The sequence below is a fragment of the Mesorhizobium sp. WSM3626 genome (genome assembly GCF_000513935.1).
GTDB classification, from domain to species: Bacteria; Pseudomonadota; Alphaproteobacteria; order Rhizobiales; family Rhizobiaceae; genus Mesorhizobium; species Mesorhizobium salmacidum.
The window spans coordinates 23,789-44,071 of record NZ_AZUY01000037.1; the positions used below are offsets into that span (position 1 = coordinate 23,789).

The 20,283-nt window shown below is 58.3% G+C and carries 18 protein-coding genes; 7 read left to right on the top strand and 11 right to left on the bottom strand.

The genetic code is table 11. The features are described 5' to 3' along the window. Window positions 1-25: 25 nt before the first annotated feature. Complete coding sequence (locus tag M653_RS1000000135910) at window positions 26-859, bottom strand: sulfotransferase family 2 domain-containing protein (RefSeq protein WP_084636807.1); 834 nt, start codon at window positions 857-859, stop codon at window positions 26-28. After that, window positions 856-1,083, bottom strand: coding sequence for a hypothetical protein (locus M653_RS0122370; protein WP_156938247.1), 228 nt, complete (start codon window positions 1,081-1,083; stop codon window positions 856-858). Before M653_RS0122370 ends, M653_RS1000000135910 begins: the two co-directional genes overlap by 4 nt. Between M653_RS0122370 and M653_RS0122375 the strand changes: the two genes are divergently transcribed. Next, a complete protein-coding gene (locus tag M653_RS0122375; protein WP_027145353.1) occupies window positions 1,076-1,705 on the top strand; it encodes a hypothetical protein in 630 nt (209 codons plus the stop codon). The two genes, M653_RS0122370 and M653_RS0122375, sit on opposite strands and share 8 nt — an antisense overlap. A gap of 1,302 nt (window positions 1,706-3,007) precedes the next feature. Here M653_RS0122375 and M653_RS1000000136860 read toward each other — a convergent pair. Further along, on the bottom strand, window positions 3,008-3,793 hold the full coding sequence (locus tag M653_RS1000000136860) for a hypothetical protein (RefSeq protein ID WP_051442767.1): 786 nt from the start codon (window positions 3,791-3,793) through the stop codon (window positions 3,008-3,010). Then, entirely contained in the window at window positions 3,790-3,942 is a 153-nt protein-coding gene (locus M653_RS1000000136865; RefSeq protein ID WP_156938248.1) for a hypothetical protein, read from the bottom strand. Before M653_RS1000000136865 ends, M653_RS1000000136860 begins: the two co-directional genes overlap by 4 nt. 91 nt (window positions 3,943-4,033) lie before the next feature. Between M653_RS1000000136865 and M653_RS0122400 the strand changes: the two genes are divergently transcribed. Continuing rightward, a complete protein-coding gene (locus M653_RS0122400) occupies window positions 4,034-5,377 on the top strand; it encodes a phospholipase D-like domain-containing protein (protein ID WP_051442768.1) in 1,344 nt (447 codons plus the stop codon). Window positions 5,378-5,917: 540 nt separating this feature from the next. Here the strand turns inward: M653_RS0122400 and M653_RS0122405 are convergent. After that, a complete protein-coding gene (locus M653_RS0122405) occupies window positions 5,918-7,210 on the bottom strand; it encodes a DUF892 family protein (protein WP_027145357.1) in 1,293 nt (430 codons plus the stop codon). Between the two features lie 664 nt (window positions 7,211-7,874). Here M653_RS0122405 and M653_RS1000000135035 point away from each other — a divergent pair. Then, window positions 7,875-8,015 carry a DUF3606 domain-containing protein gene (locus M653_RS1000000135035; protein ID WP_348626248.1) on the top strand — a complete coding sequence of 47 codons (141 nt, stop codon included), beginning with the start codon at window positions 7,875-7,877 and terminating at the stop codon, window positions 8,013-8,015. 285 nt (window positions 8,016-8,300) lie between these two features. On the opposite strand, the gene M653_RS1000000135040 is transcribed toward M653_RS1000000135035, so the two are convergent. The 6 genes from M653_RS1000000135040 to ligD all read right to left on the bottom strand — a co-directional run bounded on the left by M653_RS1000000135040 (window position 8,301) and on the right by ligD (window position 16,044). Then, window positions 8,301-8,627, bottom strand: a complete 327-nt coding sequence (locus M653_RS1000000135040; protein WP_027145359.1) for a DDE-type integrase/transposase/recombinase — start codon at window positions 8,625-8,627, stop codon at window positions 8,301-8,303. Continuing rightward, entirely contained in the window at window positions 8,624-9,202 is a 579-nt protein-coding gene (locus tag M653_RS1000000136870) for an FAD-dependent oxidoreductase (protein WP_348626250.1), read from the bottom strand. Before M653_RS1000000136870 ends, M653_RS1000000135040 begins: the two co-directional genes overlap by 4 nt. Before the next feature lie 440 nt (window positions 9,203-9,642). Next, on the bottom strand, window positions 9,643-10,107 hold the full coding sequence (locus M653_RS01000000133230; RefSeq protein WP_051442770.1) for a hypothetical protein: 465 nt from the start codon (window positions 10,105-10,107) through the stop codon (window positions 9,643-9,645). A gap of 719 nt (window positions 10,108-10,826) precedes the next feature. Next, window positions 10,827-11,681 (bottom strand): PRC-barrel domain-containing protein, encoded by an 855-nt coding sequence (locus M653_RS01000000133235; protein ID WP_084636811.1) that lies wholly within the window; start codon window positions 11,679-11,681, stop codon window positions 10,827-10,829. A gap of 768 nt (window positions 11,682-12,449) precedes the next feature. After that, window positions 12,450-14,081 (bottom strand): PHP domain-containing protein, encoded by a 1,632-nt coding sequence (locus M653_RS1000000134650; RefSeq protein WP_348626249.1) that lies wholly within the window; start codon window positions 14,079-14,081, stop codon window positions 12,450-12,452. Between the two features lie 70 nt (window positions 14,082-14,151). Further along, window positions 14,152-16,044: a DNA ligase D gene (gene ligD / locus M653_RS0122455; RefSeq protein ID WP_027145361.1), complete on the bottom strand. Its 1,893-nt coding sequence runs from the start codon at window positions 16,042-16,044 to the stop codon at window positions 14,152-14,154. 738 nt (window positions 16,045-16,782) lie between these two features. On the opposite strand from ligD, the gene M653_RS01000000133245 reads away from it, so the two are divergent. The 4 genes from M653_RS01000000133245 to M653_RS0122475 all read left to right on the top strand — a co-directional run bounded on the left by M653_RS01000000133245 (window position 16,783) and on the right by M653_RS0122475 (window position 20,283). Next, window positions 16,783-17,886 carry a GSU2403 family nucleotidyltransferase fold protein gene (locus tag M653_RS01000000133245; RefSeq protein ID WP_051442771.1) on the top strand — a complete coding sequence of 368 codons (1,104 nt, stop codon included), beginning with the start codon at window positions 16,783-16,785 and terminating at the stop codon, window positions 17,884-17,886. Between the two features lie 655 nt (window positions 17,887-18,541). Continuing rightward, window positions 18,542-18,763, top strand: coding sequence for a hypothetical protein (locus M653_RS1000000136875; protein WP_156938250.1), 222 nt, complete (start codon window positions 18,542-18,544; stop codon window positions 18,761-18,763). Window positions 18,764-18,906: 143 nt separating this feature from the next. Further along, on the top strand, window positions 18,907-19,131 hold the full coding sequence (locus tag M653_RS0122470; RefSeq protein ID WP_245262271.1) for a hypothetical protein: 225 nt from the start codon (window positions 18,907-18,909) through the stop codon (window positions 19,129-19,131). Window positions 19,132-19,344: 213 nt separating this feature from the next. Then, on the top strand, window positions 19,345-20,283 hold the full coding sequence (locus tag M653_RS0122475) for an ABC transporter substrate-binding protein (RefSeq protein WP_245262273.1): 939 nt from the start codon (window positions 19,345-19,347) through the stop codon (window positions 20,281-20,283).

Consider the following 20,283-nt stretch of genomic DNA (forward strand, 5'->3'; position numbering starts at 1 on the left):
CCATTTGTAGCACATTAGCTCGAACTCATTTGAGGCAACGGCTTCGATCTTGCGGCGGAGCTCGGTTCCTATGATCGATCGATATGGCTCCCGATTGGTCCGCCACGCACCCTTGGCGCGCGGAAGCGCGATCTCCTCGGCGATAGGATCTCAACAGGCTTGCAATCTCTTCCGAGAGATTTTCATAGCGCATGATACGGTCAACAAGGGAAACCTTATCGTCGGCATATATGTGCCAGTTTGTCAGATCGCGGTCCGGCAAAGTCTGCAAATACTCATTGATGTCGTCTTTGGAAGGCTGTGACCCCGGAACGATCTCGAGTGATGCGTTGTGATGCCGGTCGTGAAAATATTTGCTGATGTCGCGGTCGAATGGATTTCGAGCGACTGTAAATTTGAGGAATGAATGCCATTCCTGTTCCGGAATCTGCGCCCGAAGCTCAATCGCGGATATATTGTGGTCGAAGCGACGTTTCTGTTTTCTGCGTTCCCATCCGAGCAGCCTTCCCGCCAATCGTTTGTGGAAGGCGTCCCGATTGTTCTGCTGAGGGCGTCCTCCCAAGCTGCGGCGCAGTCGTTCATCGGGGGGCGGCAGATAGGTGATTACATCTTTGGGACCGCAAAATCGCGACAAGACGATTTCGCAACTCGTGCCGCCAGTCTTGATCGTTTTGAAAAAAATGAACCTGCGATGTCTACTGAGTATCAAGCTGCCCGCCCTCTCTTCAATGCCTAAACGAATGGCGACCGAATTTAGTTCATGGGGACGAGCGAATAACGCAGCGGATGCGTCCACCTTCGCTCTGCATTGCACTTCAAGGCCGTGTATAAGCCCGCCTGAGCAGGCCTTCAGGCTCAACCTTCGCCTTCAAAGGCAGCCTGCCGCGTGGTAAGTGGCTTGTCCATGCGAATATTAGCGCCGTCTTTTGCGAGGTTGCTTTCCACACCCACCGCCAAGGAGCGAAAACGCATACTTGCATCAATGTCAGCTGGACCGTGCACGTCGAAAACGACTCGGCCTAACCGGTTCATGGACTTGGACACGGCCATCATCTTGGCCATCCGGCGGCTGCCGATGGACAAGGAAGTCACCGTTCACGATATGGCGGCATCTGACGGCATTACGTCTTTGGAACTGTTCGACAGGCTAAGCCATGAGCGACCTGTCAGGCTGACGGCAAGCGATTACTACGATGAGATTGGCGCGGCCCGCAAAGGGATGTTCTGGGTCTTCTACGACAAAGACCAGGTTGTCCTCCAAGTAGCGCTGGGCGCTATTGCATTGAGAAGCAGGCGGGCAAATGAGTTTCTGGCCTGGCTGTTGTCGCCCAGCCTTTCAACGCTGACGCCCGTGTCACTTTTTCATCCTGACGTCATCGAGAGAGCGAAAATTGACGGCCGCTTCGTGGCCACCAGGCATAATTTCTTTTCGCCGTCGCCTATGCAGTATGATGTCGTGCGCGTGATGAACGCCCTTGGGGAGAGGAACTTTCCTCGTGGTCAAATCGAACGCGCGCTCCGTGCCGTTGCAAAGACAGTCGTCGATGGTGGTTTGCTGGTTTTAGGTCGCAGTGCCGATGAACTCGACGGTAGTCCTCAAGCCACGATATTCCAGCGGCGTCAAAAAATGTTCAGAGCTGTTTCCGACATGAGAGGCGGTTACGAATTGAGGGATTTCGTGTTGGAGCTGCAGCCTGATGCATAAATTGACAAGGCTGTGTTTCTTGCTTCGTCACTCGGCGATTGCTTGCGACCCGCCTCCGTGCCTGACACCTCAGTTCAACCCAAGGAAGTCCCTGAAGTTCGATTGAATGACAAAGCTATCTGATCAATCTCTGGCCGCCCTAGGAACGTCGTCTGCGGAACGGCAGTTTTCCGGCTTTTTGTTTCAGAACCGCACAATCTGCTTGCGGCCCCAAAGACGCCTGTTCGAAAGGCGACTATAGCGATCGTTCTGATTCGATCTTGGCAACCCCAAAACCGCCGTAGACTAGGCTTGATTGCAGGGCACAATCGGCACAGCTTGCACGTCGGCCGACCGGGCAGGTACGCAGACCTTGAGTAGCTCCCAGCCTCCGAAACGTTCGCAAAAATTTGGACAGACCTTAGGGACCGACGAGCCGGTCTCCGTAACGCTCGATTAAGAGTCCCAGGACTTGGGCGCTGGCATATGCGGCAAAGCGCTGATGTCCGTCTTCCTTGTCCGGATCTGCGAAATCGCACACGCCTTTCAACGCGAAGCATAATGGCTGCGGCCTGGTCGCGGCGTGCACTGCTGCGAACACCATATATCTCCATCTCGACGCCGATCAGTTCCTGATGCTGGGCTCGGATTTCTTTAATGACATTGCCATCAGCGAGCACTGCCGACCCCGATGCCACTGGACCCACAAAGATCCGCGGCACCCCTGAGGGATTTTCTGGGTAGTTGGTGGCAATGGCTCCCAGAGCGGCCTTGTCGTCACGCAATTGCTCTACATGGCTACGCACCAGTGCTGAGGCGGGAAGGTGATGTGGCCGCATCGAAAACTGGGTATTCTCCTTGTCGCGGACTCTCTTGCCACTTTGGAAATCCCACGAGGGGTCTGCGAACAGCACATCGCCCAATTTGACCTTGTCGCGGACGCCAGCGCAGATACCTATCATCGCCACCAGTCGGGGCTTGAGCAACGCGATGATTGACGCAGTACGCAGCCCAGTCGAAACCATTCCCATGCGCGGTGCCGTCGTCAGGCACACAGTGAGGCGACGACCACCGACCGCAAGATGGCCGTCATGCACAAACACCAAGTCATCGATCGGCCGAGCGGCCGACCAGTTCCATGGAAGTTTGAGCACTTCTGCCTGTTCTGGCTTGGCCAGAGCGCAGACGATCGCCAAGTCGATCCGCTCATCTTGCTTCTGGGGCTCGGCTCGACGGGCGAGGAGGAAGCGGGGGCAATTTGTCGCGCGACTGACCCATTCGTCATTGTCGTAGGCATAATTTAGGACCGTCCATGTCTGGTCTTCAAATTCCCCCAGCACGGAACCGGCAATTCCGCGATCGGCGGTGATGCCGAGAATGTGGCGGCGGCGGGTTAGGGAGCTCCTTTTCACGGATCTCGAACAGCAGGTCGGCGGAATGCTGAACCGACACGTCAGCTTCGGGCCAGAGCGGCAGCAGGATATCGAGGATGAGTAGATCATAGAGGTGCTGCTCGATTTTTTCGCGGGCGGCGTTAGCGCAACCGACCAAGTCGATCTGCTCGCGCGCAACGCCGATTCCGCCAAACGCCGCGATCAGCCGGTCATAGCGTTTGGGATGATCGTCCACGATTAAAATCTTCATTGCGGATCCTTCCTGAGCCCGGTCTCGACGAGCATTGAGCGAAGCACGGTCTTCCACGACCTTGCCCGGCGCCATGTCGTCGAAGACTGCGCGATAGGCGGCGACGAAACCCCTATGGTCGGTGTTGTAGCCCGCGCGCCATGCGGGTCGAACACCACTGTGTTGACCGAACCGATGCGTCTGATCAGGTCGTCGTGTATGCACAGCCTGGAGACCACCATCTCCTTGTATGGATAGATTGATGCCGCGAAGACCGGCGTCGCGGCAGGCGTCGAACACGGCGTCGAAGTCCTTACCCAATCCGCGCGGGATGAAGAGGTCATAGCTGACGTCCAGGCCGCTGAGGCGGCCGGCGAGACGATGCAGGTCCGGCGAACGCGAGCGCTTTATGTTGTCGCCGATCAACCCAAGCCTGACCGGGTCGGTCAGGCCGGCACTTCGGCGATCGTGCGGAGCCGTGCTCATCCCTGGTATCTGAACTGCCTCGGCAACCACAGCACGATTTCCGGAAACAGCATCATTAGCAGTAGCGCAAAGACCAGCACGCCGATGAACAGCCAGATCTCGCGGACGATTTCGCGACGGCGATTTAACCCATTGGCGGCGAGGTTCATCCTCTACAATGGTGCCTCGCTCGTATCGGCCTTACGAGGTGTGGAACCCGCATCAATTTCAATAGTTCTTGGCAGGTCAAAGGGGACCAAAGTGCGGCCTAAAAGTTTCGGTGCATTGTCGGCTTTCAGAAATGCCGTCCCGACCGGACGGAGGTTCGCCCGTTGCCTCGACGCTCTCAAGTATGTCGCGGTGGCAATTGCCACGTGTTTCTTCACCCTGGTGGCCATAAACCTCACAGCCGAACCACGTGTCCTGCGATCGATCGTGGTGCATCGTTTTGACGCGACCGATCCACAATTCGCGCGAAGCATGGCGGCTTATTCGCAAGGACAGGTATTCGAGGCAAACGCTGTGCAAACGCTGGTCAATGGAGATGAGATCTTCCCAGCGATGCTGCAGGCCATCCATGCGGCTCGGTCGACCATCGACATGGAAACTTACATCTACTGGTCCGGAACGGTCGGCTACGAGTTCGCCAATGCCTTGGCCGCGAAAGCGCGGAAGGGCGTCGAGGTTCGTGTGCTGGTGGACTGGGTCGGCAGTCTGCCATTCGACGAGGATCTCATCCACATCATGACAAGCGCGGGCGTGCGGTTTCAGCGCTACCGGCCTATCTACTGGTACACGCTTGACCGGGTGAATAACCGGACGCATCGGAAGCTGCTGATCGTTGACGGACGGTTCGCCTTTACCGGCGGGGTGGGTATCGCAGACAACTGGCTGGGGGACGCCCGCAACCCTGATGAATGGCGCGACACCCACTACCAGATCGAGGGCCCTGCTGTATCCGCCTTCCAGGCAGCCTTCGCTGAGAACTGGCTCGAGACCGCGGGCGAGACTTTGCAGGGAGAGAAGTTCTACCCGCCACCGGAAGCAGCGGGAGCATTGAGTGCTCAACTGGTGCTATCTTCCCAGCCAAATGGCTCCGAAGGCATGGAGCTGATGATGTTGGCTGCGATAGCCGCCGCCAAAGAACACCTTCGGATAGGGATGGCCTATTTCGTCCCCGATAACATTGCCTTGCAGCAAATATTGGACGCCAGAAAAAGAGGGGTGGCGGTTGATGTCATCTGTCCCAACGGCCTGACAGACGTTCCCATCGTTCGAAAAGGCTCTCGCTATTTCTGGGGTGATTTGCTCAAGGCCGGAGTTCGGATTTATGAGTTCCAGCCCACCATGTACCACCCTAAACTCCTGATCGTTGACGATGTATGGACGAGCTTCGGTTCAACCAATCTGGACGAGCGGTCTTTGCGGCTGAACGACGAAGCCTCTCTGAACGTCTTCGGCCGGGATTTTGCGCGCACGCAAATCGACTTGTTCAACGAAGACCTCAAGCGATCAAGGGAGATCAGTTTGGCCGAATGGCAATCGCGTCCATTGAGCGAGAAGGTCACGGACTGGATGGCCAGCAGGCTGCATTCACAACTTTAGATGTTTAGTCCCGGCATTTGCTGAAGCGAATTGAATTTGGAGCGTCCCGGTTGTGATGTCACGCCTTGCATATGAACTCGTAGGGTTAGTTTGCCGCTCATGCTGGAGACATGATGGCTCCGAGTAAATGATCTCACAGCGTATGGGCTGAGGCTCGCGGAGGACTTTTGCGGTTTGTGGGTCCGACACTGGTCCAACTCCCACGTTATCGACCCGCACGGTCAGGCCCGACTTCATCGAAAAGCTGCCGCTGGACGACCTTTCAAGCAGGATATGCTGGTCGCGACGGAGATGGCCCCAGGCCCATCACCCCGCACCCCGCGCTGGCGAGGGATACTTGGCTCAGAGGAAAGCGGCATGGCGTCGATGCGGACCAAAATGGGCGGCCTTGTTGGCCCAACATGGGCGATGTTCTCGCGCGGGCTTCGCCTGCCCACCCCTCGCTTGGCTGCAAATCTAGCGAGAAATGGTAACTGTGACCTGGGTCCGCCGATTGTTGACAGGCCTGCTGTTCTAACGACTATCTGAATGCCTCCTCGGTCACCCAATGGCATCGCGGACCGGCGCGAACCGGACGCTGCGCGGCATCCTCGCAGCAGACATCAACGGCTGGGAAACCTGGTCCAGCAACTGTCCTGCGTTCTGTTCCTCCCCTAAGGAAAGGGTGAGCAATTGAGCGACTGGTGTCAGGCCAAGCTGCAAGGCAAGGTTTCGAGCAGTTGTATAGGCCGCAATTTCATAGTGCTCGACACGCAACGCCGCTCCGATCAAGCTCAGGTCCGCAGGAGCGTCATCCTTCTTCTTGCCTTCCTGCATCACCTCCTCGCCTTCCTCGACCAGGCCCGCCATGCCCTTGCAGGGCTTGGCGCGGGCTGACGAACCAAGCGCCCGTAGGCACTCGTTTAGCCGTTCGACCTGACCTTCGGTCTCGGCCAAATGATTCGCCAAAACTGACTGGAGCTGTTTTGAGCGAGCAGCCTTCTGCATTTTGGGTAGTGCCTTCAAAAGCTGCTTTTCCGCATGCAGGAGATCGCGCAGCTCAGCTACAAGCACTTCTTGAATGGCGGCTGATCCTTCCAGGAGCCCACTTTGAGCGCGGATGGCGGGTTGGCCCTCGGCTCCCTTTAAATCCTGGAAAGCGGGCGCCTCTACAAACTCCCATGGTTCTCCCTCATTCCATGGGCCGCGACCATCGACCTCTCCGAGATCACCTTCGCCGGTTGAGTCATTGAAGAACTGATCGACGAGCCCTGGAGTCGGCGCGATCTTGCCGATGCTGAGCGGCGGCTTGCCCAGGCTCTCCAGCGCCAGAGAAAACGCGCGCATATGGGTGATCTCTCTGGTCATCAGAAATTGCAGAGCATCTTTCGTGCCGGAGTCGCGACAGAAATCGATCAATCGCTCATAAACAATCTTGGCGCGCGCTTCTGCTGCAATATTGCTTCGTAGGTCCACATCCAGTTCACCCGTGATCTTAAGGTAATCGGCTGTCCAGGGATTCCCCATGGAGTTGAAGAGATTCACGCCGCCACCGCCAGCAATAGCTATGAGCGGATCGGCTTCGGCCTCCTCTCTAACAGACTTCAATGGCTTCAGGTGCATCCTTGCGAGGGTGCCAACAATTTCAAGGTGACTGAGCTCTTCTGTCCCGATATCCATCAGCAGGTCTTTGCGCCCCGGGTCCTCGCAGTTTAGGCCTTGGATAGAGTACTGCATGGCCGCGGCGAGTTCGCCGTTGGCGCCCCCGAATTGCTCGAGAAGCATGTTTCCGAACTTTGGATCCGGCTCATCAACTCGAACGGTGTACATGAGCTTCTTGACGTGGTGGTACATGGGTTGTCCTCCTGATCGACGCCAACCAATCCAAGAGAGGAATGTTCCATACGTTCTTGCGACACCGGACCGGAGCGGCGACAATGGTAACGGCGTTTGCATAATAACCATGGCTCATCGCGATGCCGCGATTGCCGCAACGGAAATGGCACCGAAACTCGGAGCCGCGGTCGCATTGAACTACGAAAGCACGTCCGACACGCCTTTACTGACTACGACACCATCCTTCGCGCGCAGATGACGCGAGCGGAGGCGCGGGCCTACATTGCGCCGCAGGTCAAAGAGATTCTTCAAGCTTGGCGAAAGCCTGGGCTGAAGCTTCGCTTGGCAAGGGCGTTAGCCTGCCGCCGACACACTGGCCGTCACTGCATCGGCCGCTGCGCATTCCACTGAAACCCCAAAACCGGCTTCGGTGACGGGAACAGTCGGTCGTCGTGGGAGTTGAACAACACTGGGAACCCTTCCAAGGTCGTGGTGGAGGACTGAGCATGAGTATGTTCGGCAAGTACTTCGCAGGGCTGTTCAGCAGGAAATCATCGGCGGCCAAGACCAGCGGCGACATGCGAAAGGCGACCGGCGCTGGTCCGGCTGTTGCCGCGCATTCGAAAGACGCCAAGACGTCAGCCGTAAGTGGTCAAAACCAGAATTCTGCGAGGAAAGGCAAATGACTGACGACAAGACCAAGCGCGATTTTCACGATGGTGACCGCGTGTCGGCGGAAGAGGATTGCGAAGTGGAATATTTCGCCCAGAAGGCCGGCATCACTCCGCGACAGGGGAGGGATCTCATTGCCAGGCACCCTTGAGCTCGAGACGAAGGCGCTCAGGGGCCGGTGGCGTATGATGGCTGTCTTTCCAGATAGAAGAGCTCTGCGGTAACAAGGTCGTGTCCTCTCGTACTGTTGTGGAACCAGCCACGGCGACCGGTGCGCCACGGCCGAGGTGGCGCCCTCGCCGGTGATGCCACGGTCCCAAGCGGCAAGCGGCGTCATGCCAATGCCGCGATGCAGTTCGCGGTGATAGACGCCGGCGATTGCGTGGCCGAGTCACCGCTCCACTTCGTCAGGTGATGGCGGCGGTCTGATCGGGTCTCAGGTCGCCCTCTCCTCGATATTGGAGAAGGTCGTGCCCGGCAGCAAATTGACCTTGTCCACCATCGTGCCGATCAGCCCCTCGATGTGTTCGCCATAATGCGAAGTGCGCACGGGACAGTAGTCGACGGCAACGCCATATTGCTCGCAACCGCGCTTCACCGCCTCGGACCGGAACTCCTTGGCGTTGTCGAGGTGCAGTCGCTCGGGGATGCCGCGCACAGGCCACTCCGAATCGATGCCGCGCTCGGCCAGCCAGCCTTCCTTGGCGAGCGCGGCATGGGTCAGGCAGAGTCGAGGTGAAGAGGCAGGCCACCGCTTTTTCATTGCACGTGGGCTAGTCGCGAGAATCCTAGTCTAGGCCAGTACGATGTCACCCTCGACGATTGGCCGGCCTTTTTCGAAGCGGTCCAGGGCGAAAGGTTGCATGCGATGGTCGATCGTGCCCTTGCCGATGGCCTCGGCGAGCAGTTTTCCGGCGCGCCGGCGAAGCCGTGCCACCATCCGGCCGAGAACCAAAGGTCCTCGCCCAGCTGGGGGAACATATCCAGGTAGATGTTGACCATGTTAGCCATCACCGGAAAATCGACCTTGAGCGACATACGTGGCCGTTCGGGCACTTCCGTGCCACCGACCACCTCGCCGCGCGAGGTCTGGTGGAAATACGCCAGGCTATCTATGAGCGCGATCGCCGGCTTTATGAGGGGACGGGTTGGCTCCAGTGCCATCGCTTCGATGCGTATGCCGAATCCGTTCAACGGCACATCCGCCAGAGATGCGATATCGGGGTTGTTGGGCCCGGCGCAGGCAACGATGCATTCCGCTTCGATCCGATGCTCCCCAACCAGCACGGCGGTCACCCTCGAGGCAGTTCGCTCGATCCCGTGAATTTTGTACGATATCGCATCTCGATCTGATTGCGGTGGGAGAAAACGAGGAGTCCTTTCATTACGGCATGGTGCGGCGCCCCCCTCCGTGCGTCTGGTGCTGTACTGCCCTGACGCGGGATTTGTTGATTGCCGGGAGGAGCTCGTCGATTTCGCGACGGGACAACATCCGGCTCTTCACGCCGAAGCTGAAACTTCAGGCCTTCCAGGAGCATCGCTTCGCCTTTCTCCCGCTTGGAGATGACGGAGTAGCCGCGTTGCGTGAGCGTTATTTTTTCGGCAAGTCGTTTTGACCAGCTCTCCCATTCACACACAGTGAGCGCGAAGAGTTCAGTCCAAGCAACCGATGGGAAGCCCGGTCGGATGAGAATGGAACCGGTCGGAACCGACGCCCTTCATCATGCCATTTGCCGGCTTTCGCCCGGGCATATCCGTACTTGAGGCTCGGTCGCCTCTTACTCCCTCGCGTGAGTTAAAATGCGGAATACCGGCCAATGGGCAATCGCTTCGCGCAATTTGCTGAAAAGCTTGCCTTCTTTGCTGGCGGCAGATCGAACTTGAACGGCAGCCCATCCGGCTTTCATCGTCCCGCCGACATGGCAATGGCAGACGACAGCGTGCAACTGCCAATCCGTAAGCTCGAAGAAGCGCTTCGCTTCGCCATACGTATCGTTCTTCAGCCCTTCAGCCCGCAAAGTTGGATCGGCGAAAGCGATGCTGAGCGCGGAGCCGAGGGACTGGGTTTTGTCGCGCACGTCCAAGGTCATGTATTCCGTCCCGGGGAAGGCGGCGAGGCACCGCTCGGGATTTCGCTCGAGCAGCATGGCCCAGTGTTCCAAACGCTGGCGCCGCGTCATAGCCGGAAAGGATGCTTCGACTTCCGCGACCCCATGTAGTTCCGCAAGTGTCTGATGTTTCATGGCCATCTCCTGTTGGCGAGGCGCTCCGCCTGCAACAGGCCGAAGTAGCCTCAGTCGTCCCTATGCAGGCGAACCTGCAGCCCGTCGGGAAGTTCCACCGGCGAGAAAATTTCACAATGCGGCTGCTCCGATTTCCCGCTGTCTCGGTGCGGTGGACCATCCCATGCAACGAGTTACTTCGATGCTTGGACCAAACGTCGGAGCAACGGTTAATCCTTCAGATCCTTATAAGGCGTGAGATCTAAATCCCCAGGCAGCGAAGCTGTTCCTCATCGATCGCCTTCTCATGGATCTTGATAACGCTTTGGTAGTGCCGCCAGGTCAGGCCAGCCCCTTTGACCGCGTCTCTTCGACGCGCGAAGCGATTTGATGGACGTGCAGATGATGAAGGCGCAAATCGTCCAAGAGCTTTTCAACAACTTCGTGGCACACCGGAAACGGTTCCAGGCGCCCGTCCTCGCCTCTCCATCTGATGGTACGCCGGCAGGTGTCGGTCGATGTAAATTTTCATTCCATCGCTGCTTTACCCAGCAATGTCAGGAATATCGAACTGGTGGCTGACCTTAACTCGTCGATGAAGCGCGGATACGACGTCAGACAGAACGAGGTCGCTGATATCTTCAGAGCTATGACGGACCTCGTCGGCTAGTTCACGTCCGCTCCTGCTATTTGGCTGCCGAAGCGCCCGCCCCAAGGCGAACGCTTCGAGATGACTTTTTTTACTTATTGACGATGATACGCTGCTTGTCGCGGTTTTGTGCGTAAGTTGCCTTGTCGTAGGCAGTCTGCGCCTCCAGCTGGCCCTTGGTGAAGTTCGTATAGAGGTAACGGTTGCCGTTTTTGTCGGTCATGAACTTGAGGTTCTCCATACCGACGGCGACCTCCTTTTCGCCGATGCCCAGAAAGCCGCCCACATCAACGATTATCGAGTCGACCTTCTTGTCACCGGTCAGGATAACGTCGCCGATCTCGCCGACCTTCGCATCATCTGCGCCATAGACGTTGGTTCCGATCAGATTCGCCGCACTGATTTTGTCGGACGGCATTTCGGTCAAGGTCGACTTGTCGATCGAGGCCGTCGCAGTCGTATCGGTTTTGCCATTAGCCGCTTGGCTGTCGGCCGTGCTGTTGGTCGGCTGGGCTGTTGGGACTGCCGCAGTATTGTAAGCCTTCGTATCGAAATTGGGCTGAGCTTTAAGCTCATCCTTGGTCGTCTTTGCGACCAACCAGCGATCGCCCTTCTTGTTGATCCATTCAAGCTTGTTGAAGTCGTAGGCCACATTTTTTTCGCCCACACCAAGGAAACCGCCGACGCCAATGACGACGAGTGTGGCTTTCCCGTCCTTGTCCAGGACGATGTCATTAACATCGCCGATCTTCGTCGCGTCATCGGCGCTGCTGTCATAGACTGCGGCTCCCATGATCTTCGAGACGAGTTTGCCATCAGTGACCGGGGCAACAGCCTCGGTCTGGGTAGCGGGTTTGCTGGTATTTGCGGCCTGTGCACCGGCCGTGCATAGCGCTGTCGACATGAGAGCAGCCGTCGCTATCGTAGTTAGGATCTTCCGCATCATGGTGAAATTCCTCCTGTTGCCTGGTTGGCGACGTCGGTAGCTGCCAACGCCATTTCGACCAACGAAAACAGCGGCCCTAGGTTCCGGGAGTAGGTCTATGGTCCTAACGATATAGACTGAAGGCTCATGCAGAGCCTGATGCTAGCGCGCTATTTCGGGAAGGGCGCCATTCCCTGGGCCCGCAGGCGGCATAGCATTCCAGGCGGCGTTTCGCGCGGCGCCCGGTCCCCAAGCTGGCTCTCTCATATTTTGGATCCGAACGGGACTCCGAGTTGGCCAGTTCGCCAGCACCTTCACCCCGCGACGGTCCCTCGCGCTGCGCTACGCCAACGGCTCCGCGCCAGCGCCCGTGGCTCCACCCGCCCAGCAGGGCATACCCAACGCCGGAAACGAACTCAGAACTGGATAGAAACTGGGGGCAACCCCAACCAAGACGATCCCGAACCTGGTCCACTGGTTCCTCGCATCCAAAACGTAAAACGCCGATCTAAACGCCGAAAAGCAGAGCGCCTCTGCGTGATCTCGCTTGAACTGCGAGGGGCATGTTGACCGCCACAAGAAAGGGGTTGCGTTATGAGGCCTTCATCGCGTTCCCGGCGCTCCGAGCGAACCACACCAGGCAGCGACTAATTTGAGAACTGGTGCCTGTTTGGGGCCGCTATGAACTCGGGCCTCGCGCGACAGCTTTCCGCGGAGGCGAGCGGCGCTTGCCGCCGGTCTTTGACCCGGACTTGCGCTTTGAAAGGTGCGCAAGCAGAGCTGCCAAAGTCAGCGCATTAAGAACCCGCGTCCTGGGCACTCCTCCCTTGCGGGCCATCTCGACACCCCAATGCATGTGGTCGAGTTCGCGGATTGAATGAGCGTCCGGATTGATGCTGAAGATGCAGCCGTAGTCGAGCGCCTGTTGATGCCACCGCCAGTCGAGATCGAGCCGCCACGGATGCGCGTTGATTTCGATAGCGACGCCATATTTTGCGCACGCTCTGAGGACCTTGGCGACGTCGAGATCATAGCCGGGACGACGCAACAACGGCGACCTGTCATGTGCCCGATAATTGTCGTGCGGGGATTCGCGATTGCCTCAATGATACGCTCTGTCTGCTCTTTCTTAGGCAACTTGAAGCGGCTGTGCACGCTCGCGACAACGAAATCAAACTGCTTCAAGACGTGGTCCGGATAATCAAGCGAGCCATCGGCCAGGATGTCTGCCTCGATGCCCTTCAGGACACGGAATTTACCACCGTACTTCGTGTTCAGCCGATCCGCGTCGCGGTGCTGTTCAGTGATCTCCTGCAGTGTGAGCCCGCCCGCGTAGTGGGCAGACTGCGAATGGTCGGCGACACCAAAGTATTCAAACCCGCGCTTACGTGTCGCTTCAGCCATTGCCTCAAGCGTTTCGGTGCCATCGGATGCGGTCGTATGAGAATGCAGGATGCCATGCAGATCTCCGTCCCGGACGAGGGGTGGTAACTGCTGGCTCGCTGCCCGCTCAATCTCGTCCCTGCCTTCGCGCAGTTCGGGTTCGATGAACTGCAGGTCCAACGCTTCGTAGATTTCCTCCTCTGTCGCTGCTGCGATCAGCTTTCTGCCGCGATAGAGCCCGTCGGGTTTGAGGGCGAACCCTCTCTCGGTCGCGTGCATCTTCAACTGCTCAAGATGGGCGGCCGAACCGGTTGCTTCGAGAAGGCTCGCGCCAAAGTGCTTCTTTTCTGTGACCACAAGTGTGAGGGTGGACTGCTCGATCGCGGTCCGCTTCTTCCCCATTGCGACCAGTGCGAGGTCGGTGACCAGTTCGCAACCGCGCCGGAAATCACCGGCAATTTCCACGCGCGAAAACTCGGGATGCTCTTGCTTCACCGACATGATCGCATGCTCAAGAAGAGCGGCGGCCTTGTGCAGGTGAAGCTGTGTTTCGCCGCATCGCGCGATAGGGAGGTTCTGCAGAATTTTTGTCTGAAGCGAAGCACCGAGGCCTTTGACTGGCCGGATGCGATCTGCCTTTGCGGCGGCTTCGAGCTCAGCCAACGAGTTCACGCCGAGCGCCTGATGAAGCTTCAGGATCTTGTCGGGCCGAAGCCCTGGTACGGTAAAAAGCTCCATCACACCTGCCGGCACCTCGTCGCGCAGCTTCTCAAGGCGTGGATGCGTGCCCGTTTCATAGAGCTTGCGCACAATATCTGCGATCGCGTTACCGATCCCCGGGATCCTGATGAGGGCGCCCGCGGCAATGATCCGGTCGAGCGGCTGCGACAACGCAGCCAGACTGTCGGCAGCGCGCAGATATGCTTTGGTGCGATAGGGGTTGTCCCCGCGCAGCGCCGTGCGATGTCCGTATTCCCTTAGGAGGCTGGCGACTGTCCTGGTATCGGTTTTTGCCATGGTCGAGGCAAACGGGGCCAATCTTCACAGGTTCCAATCAGGCCAAGGCAACGAAGCCCTTATCCAGCCTTACTGCCTTCGCGGAGTGGGCCTACAAATTTGGCAATGATTGGTCGGCTCGCCCCCATCCCGCCAGGGATTTGCTGGTTGCGCGTTTCTTCAATTCAGAAGCGTCGCCGACGTGGAAATGCGAGGGCGCATCAATCGTCTTCATTTCCGCCCAGGTGATCGGCGCCGCGACCGGAGCGCCCGATCGGGACCTTGCGCTGTAAGGCATGATCGCGGTCGCCCCACGCTGGTTGCGCAAATAGTCCACAAAGATGCGACCCTTACGGCGCTTCTTCGACAACGCGGCCGTAAAGTGAGAGGGATCGCTTTGAGCGACCGCTTGCGCGAGGCGATGCGCGAAGTCTTTCACTTGCGGCCACTCGGCCCGAGGGGTGAGCGGCGCGATCACATGCACTCCTTTGCCTCCGGTCAGCATCGGGAATGTCGTAAGTCCCAATGATTTCAAAATATCACGAAACTGGAAAGCTGCGGCGCGGACAGCTTCAAAATCGAGACCCACATCGGGGTCGAGATCGAAAACGAGGCGGTCGGCCTTTTCGATATCCTCGATCCGAGCTCCCCACCCATGCAGCTCGATCGTTCCCATCTGTACGCAGGTCATCAGCCCATCGGCATCGTCGACATAAAGGTATGGCTCCTCGTGGCCGTCCTTTTCAGTGATACCGACGTGGTGGACTTTGTCGCCAAAGCTCCCGGCATCATGCTTCTGGAAGAAGCACTTCTTGGCCCGGCCTTGGGGACACCGAACCAGACTGATCGGTCGACTCCCAACCCAAGGAAGCATGATCTCAGCGACGGCCGCGTAGTGGTCGGCGAGCTGACCCTTGGTGATATTCGACTCCGGATAGATCACGCGGTCACGGTTGCTGATGGCGATGGTCTTCGCCGGCGACGTGGTCAGCTTGGCTGTGCGACGTTCCGTCTCCAGCACGACCGCCTCCGGCTTCTTGTCTTCGCGCAGACCGAGGTAGCTCGGATGTCTCAGCGTTCCTTCGTTAGTCATCTCGGTGAAGGCAATCTCCGCGACCAGCTTGGGGCGAAGCCAGTGTGCTCCGCGAACTTCGGCTCGCGGCGCCGCGACGGTCGCGGCCTTCTGCTCGAGCGGTGCCATGATCTCCATGAGACGGAAAAGTTCAGCTGTATCGAAGCCGGTACCGACTTTTCCGGCATAACGCAGCTTGCCGCCATCATGCACTCCAAGGATCAATGACCGGAACGCGCGGACCTTTTCGGACGGCGTCCAACCGACAATCACGAACTCCTGCCGCTTGATGCACTTGATCTTGAGCCAGTTTCCGCCGCGGGCCGCCACATAAGGCGAATCGGCGAGCTTGGAAACCACCCCCTCGAGCCCGGCTGCGCAAAAGCGGTCGAGCAGCTCTTCTCCGCGCCCCAGAATATGATCAGAATAACGAAGCACCGGGTTCTTCGCGGGCAAAATTCTCTGGAGCTTCTCCTTGCGTTCAAGGAGAGGATGCTTCGTGAGATCTTCGCCGTCGAGTTGAAGGAGGTCGAACGCATAAAAGTCGATAGTGGCTGGCGCACCCTTTAATGCGTTCTGAAGCGCCTGGAAGTTTGATCGTCCGTCGGCATCGACAACGACGGCCTCTCCATCAATCAGGGCAGAGCGGACCTGGAGCTTGCGGGCCTCCGAAAGAATGGACGGAAAACGGTGAGACCAGTCCAGGCCAGATCGCGTGTAGGCACGCGCTTCGCCGCTGCCGACCGCAACAAGAATGCGATAGCCGTCGTATTTCATTTCGTGGATCCAGCGGTCGCCGGCAGGGACGACGTCCACGAGCATTGCGAGCTGGACGGGCCGAAAAGTGGGCAGTGCTAAATTGGCTTGGTCTCGCGTTGGCGACGTCGCTTGATGAGCGGTTGACCCCTGCATTGCCTTACGCGACGTTGGCATACCACTCTCACCCGCCCCGTACCCAAGACGAAATAGCTTAATCGCGTCCAACGCGCGACTGCTTCTTAAGTTTCGCCGAGAAGCTTGGACCTTGTTGCCATCATTGTCGCGCCTTATCCGCGCCTCGGCCTGTCTCAGCTGAATCCGTACTGCCTGCCTCCGTCCACCATCTTCTCAGTTTGCCCGCACAATGTCGCTGGGCCGGGCAGAGTAGTTGCGGAGATCGCTTGAAGCGTCGGGGTGTCACGGGCCTATCGGCCTTCCGCACCGATTTGGTGAAGGAAACTCCGGGTCATCGGTCCGCACCCACTCCTTAATGAGCCGGCCTTCATCGTCGAAACAAAAAATGTTGGACAAATCCCAAGTCACACGCCGGCCGTTCGGAGGCAAGGGGGCCGACGGGCGACTGTGTGAATTGGCGGGCAAAGCGTCCCCTCGATCCAGGTTTGGCAGGCGACATAGTCACCTTCGACGATGATGATGCCCCGACGGATCGAGCGATCGTCGAATGCTATGGACTTGAAGTAGTTGGTAAGCCCGGCGTAGTCGCCCCGAAGCCGTCCGGGCCGTGGAAACGGAACTTCTCCGTGTCGAAGCACCCGCCATCGATCGCCGCGCCTGCATGGTTGGCGATGTGGCAACGTTATAAGACCTGCAATTGTCTTATAACCTCACTTGCGTCCCTTGAGCTCATGTCGTTATAAGATAAACGCATTTTTCTTATAACGGAGCCGACGCATGAAGACGGTCGATCTCGTTTATCGCACGATGTATGCGGAACTCGTTCAGCGCTGCCTTGATGCTTCGTTCGTAACCGACTTCTCCACGGCGGGTAATTTCGTCCGGGTTCCGGTGAAGGGGCGGGGCTATTGGTATTTTGAGGAAACCCAACCCAAGAAAACGCGGAAGTATGTCGGCCCCTCCGACGATCCCGAGATCGCGAAACGCGTTGAAGCCTTCCAAGAGATCAAGGAAGACCTCCGTAGCCGACGGAAACTCGTCTCCACGCTGACTCGCGAAGCAGGGCTGACCGCACCGGACCGGTTCACTGGCGATGTCGTTGAAGCCATGGGAGCAGCAGGAATCTTCCGCCTAAGAGGCGTGCTCGTCGGTACGGTTGCCTTCCAGACGTATGCGGGACATCTCGGCGTAAGATTGCCTGGTGCTTCATTGCAAACCGGCGATGCCGATTTCGCGCAGCACTACTCGACTTCGTCGTCAGTCGAAGACACCCTGCCGCCGATCCTGGAAACCTTGAGAGAGATTGATCCAACCTTCAGGGAGATCCCCCACAGATCGGATCCCGGACACACGACCCAATTCGAGAATGCAACGAGATACAAGGTCGAGTTCCTTACGCCGAACCGGGGATCCGATGACTACACCGACCACGCCAGTCCGATGCCAGCACTGGGCGGAGCTTCGGCGCAGCCCTTGCGTTTCCTCGATTTCCTGATCCACGAGCCCATCCGGACCGTGATGCTGCATCGGTCAGGGGTGCCTGTAATCGTGCCGTCGCCGGAACGCTATGCAGTTCACAAGCTCATCGTCGCCTCTCGCAGGAAATCAGATGCAAACGGCGTCGCCAAGCGCGAAAAAGACGTCCATCAGGCCAGCCTCCTCGTCGAGGCACTGGAGGCGACCCGTCGCAAGGATGACCTTGCAACAGCGTTCTCGGAAGCTTGGGGGAGGGGGCAGCACTGGCGCAAGGCGATGCTGAAGGGGCTGGGCCTGCTGCCGCCGAAGAAACGACAGGAAGTTGAGGACACAGTCAGAAAGGCCCTTGTCGAGATCGGCGAGGAGCTGGACGGCTTCGACTCGGCCGTGAACTCGAAGTCGTAGCCAAAAGGGCGAGACTCGAAAGCCGCCCTTGTCGCTTGGATTGAGGAGGACCAGCGTTGATCAGGATCGCTTACGAGGGAGTATAACCTAGCTGTTGAGGTCTGTTCGCCGTGTGTTCGTCCAAAAATGGCATAAATGACAGTCTGGAATTGCAGAGAATTTCCAGAAGCCGCCATCTCTTCGCGGCCTCAGATTTGCGAGCATGGCAAAGCTGCGAACGGATTCAATGGATTGGGTGACGCTGTCAGAGCCGGTTTCGGCATCCAGGCTGTGCATTGTTCGAGGCGTTCCAGCGTAGCTTTTGACCAACGAAGCTGGTGACCCGCATTAAGCAAATTGGATTGCCTTTGGAAGCAGCCGCATTGATCAATTCGGATTCAAGCAGGACTATTCGATCTCCCATCTGCTGAGCCTCCGTCAATCGTATTTCTCTAATCAGCCCAAGCTGCGCATATTCGACGTCACCATCCATGCAGCGTGGAGTAGCGCAAGAAAACTAAACACCGGCAGATTTGAAAAACTCGCAAGAAGATGTCGCGCATCCCGGCTGATCACCCGCTGGTCATCCCCCGCGAGGAACACCACCTGCTACCGGGGAAAACGGCTGATCTGTGCCGTCTGGCACATCCTGAGCCTAGTTGCAGAAGAAACTTCAATGACTTTGAAAAGACCGTTTCAGAGCCTTTATCTGAAGAAGCAGTGCCAATCTCCAACGACACGACATGACGCCTCGCAGATGCCGGTCAGATTAATGTGCTCCCGGAGCACTGTGCATCCGGCGGCCGTGGCCGCCCTTCCGCGCGGTGCGGACGAGGATTTGCCGGAGAACGCCAAACCCAATGCGCTGCGTTTATCGCTCGCTGGTGTGCAGTTCTAATTCCAAAAGACTGTACGTTTCCGACCAAGGCGCCTGCTCACCATCATTTGTTAAAGACTCAAAGGGGCAGGCGGAGTCATGTTGCAACGTTCAATCCACATCTGCGGGACGGAGGAGCCATGTTGTTTCCGGGTCAAGTCGTCATGTCCGACGAACTGGAAATGCTCACCCGCGTCTGTCGGACCGCCTGCAAGGAGCGGGATATTCCGCTCGACAGCCCGCAGGCACAGACACTCGCATCCCATGTCCTGAAGCTTTTCCTGAACGGGCTTATGGGCGAGGAAGAGCTGCTAAGCGCCGAGCGAAACCGTATGAAAAGGCAAGCTCACATCGCCGCCTTGAATCAGCCGCCTGCTCCAGCAGGCTAATCCCGAACCCCGCAGCGATTCCTATTGGCGGCGCAGGCGTACCCGATGGTCAGCGCACCAGGAGGAACATTCCTGCCAGCCCGGCGTTAGGGGGGTTCCGCCACACCCGGTGCGCTCGTGCTGATCTCGAATCCTCCACGTGAGTGGCTCCCCCGAGCCGATTGGCCCCTTATATCGCGGCGCGCGTTTCTTGCAGCGCTTTCCTCCTTGATCGTGGCCGGTCCCACTGCAGCCGCGTCTGGGCAATCCCGCCCTGTCCGGTTTGGCGTGCTAGGATTTGGCACGGCCGCCTGGGAAGTCGACGTGGTCCAACGATATGGGCTGGACATTTCGCACGGCGTCTCTCTCGAGGTGCGGCGCCTTGCAAGCACGGAAGCCGGCAAGACCGCGTTGCTGGCCGGCAGCGTCGACGTCATCGTATCGGATTGGGTCTGGGTGACGCGCCAGCGCGCGGAAGGCGCCGATCTTGTTTTTGTTCCCTATTCGCGCGCGGTCGGCGCACTAGAGGTACCCGCCGGTTCCCCCGTGCGCAGGCTAGCGGATTTCGATGGCAAACGGCTCGGGGTCGCGGGCGGCCCGCTCGACAAGAGCTGGATCTTGCTGCGTGCGCTTAACCTTCGACAGTCGGGACGCGACCTCGCCGCGAGCGTGCAGCCTGTATTCGGAGCGCCGCCTTTGCTCGAACAGGAATTCCTTGCAGGCCGGCTCGACGGGTTGCTGACATTCTGGAACTTCGCGGCCCAGCTCGAAGCCGCCGGAGCCCAGCGGTTGCTGAACGTTGGACAGATTCTGGAGGGGCTGGGCGTTTCCGGCGAGCTGCCGATGCTCGGCTATGTCTTCCATGAAGACTGGGCGCGTGCTGATCCTGCGGTTCTTAGCGGTTTCCTGAAAACGGTCATGGCCGCAAAGTCGCTTCTTGCCACTTCCGACAGCGAATGGCACGCGCTGGCGCCGCAACTGGGAACAGATGATGTCCGGCTTCAGGCCGCCTTGCGCGACGCCTATCGGGATGGAATCCCCCGCCGCTTCGGCAGGAAGGAGCGCGACGACGCGGCGCGCCTGTTTTCAATTTTGGCCGATCTGGGCGGTGAAGCTCTGGTCGGCAAGGCGAAAAGCTTCGATCCCGGCATCTTTTGGAGCATACCCGCTTGA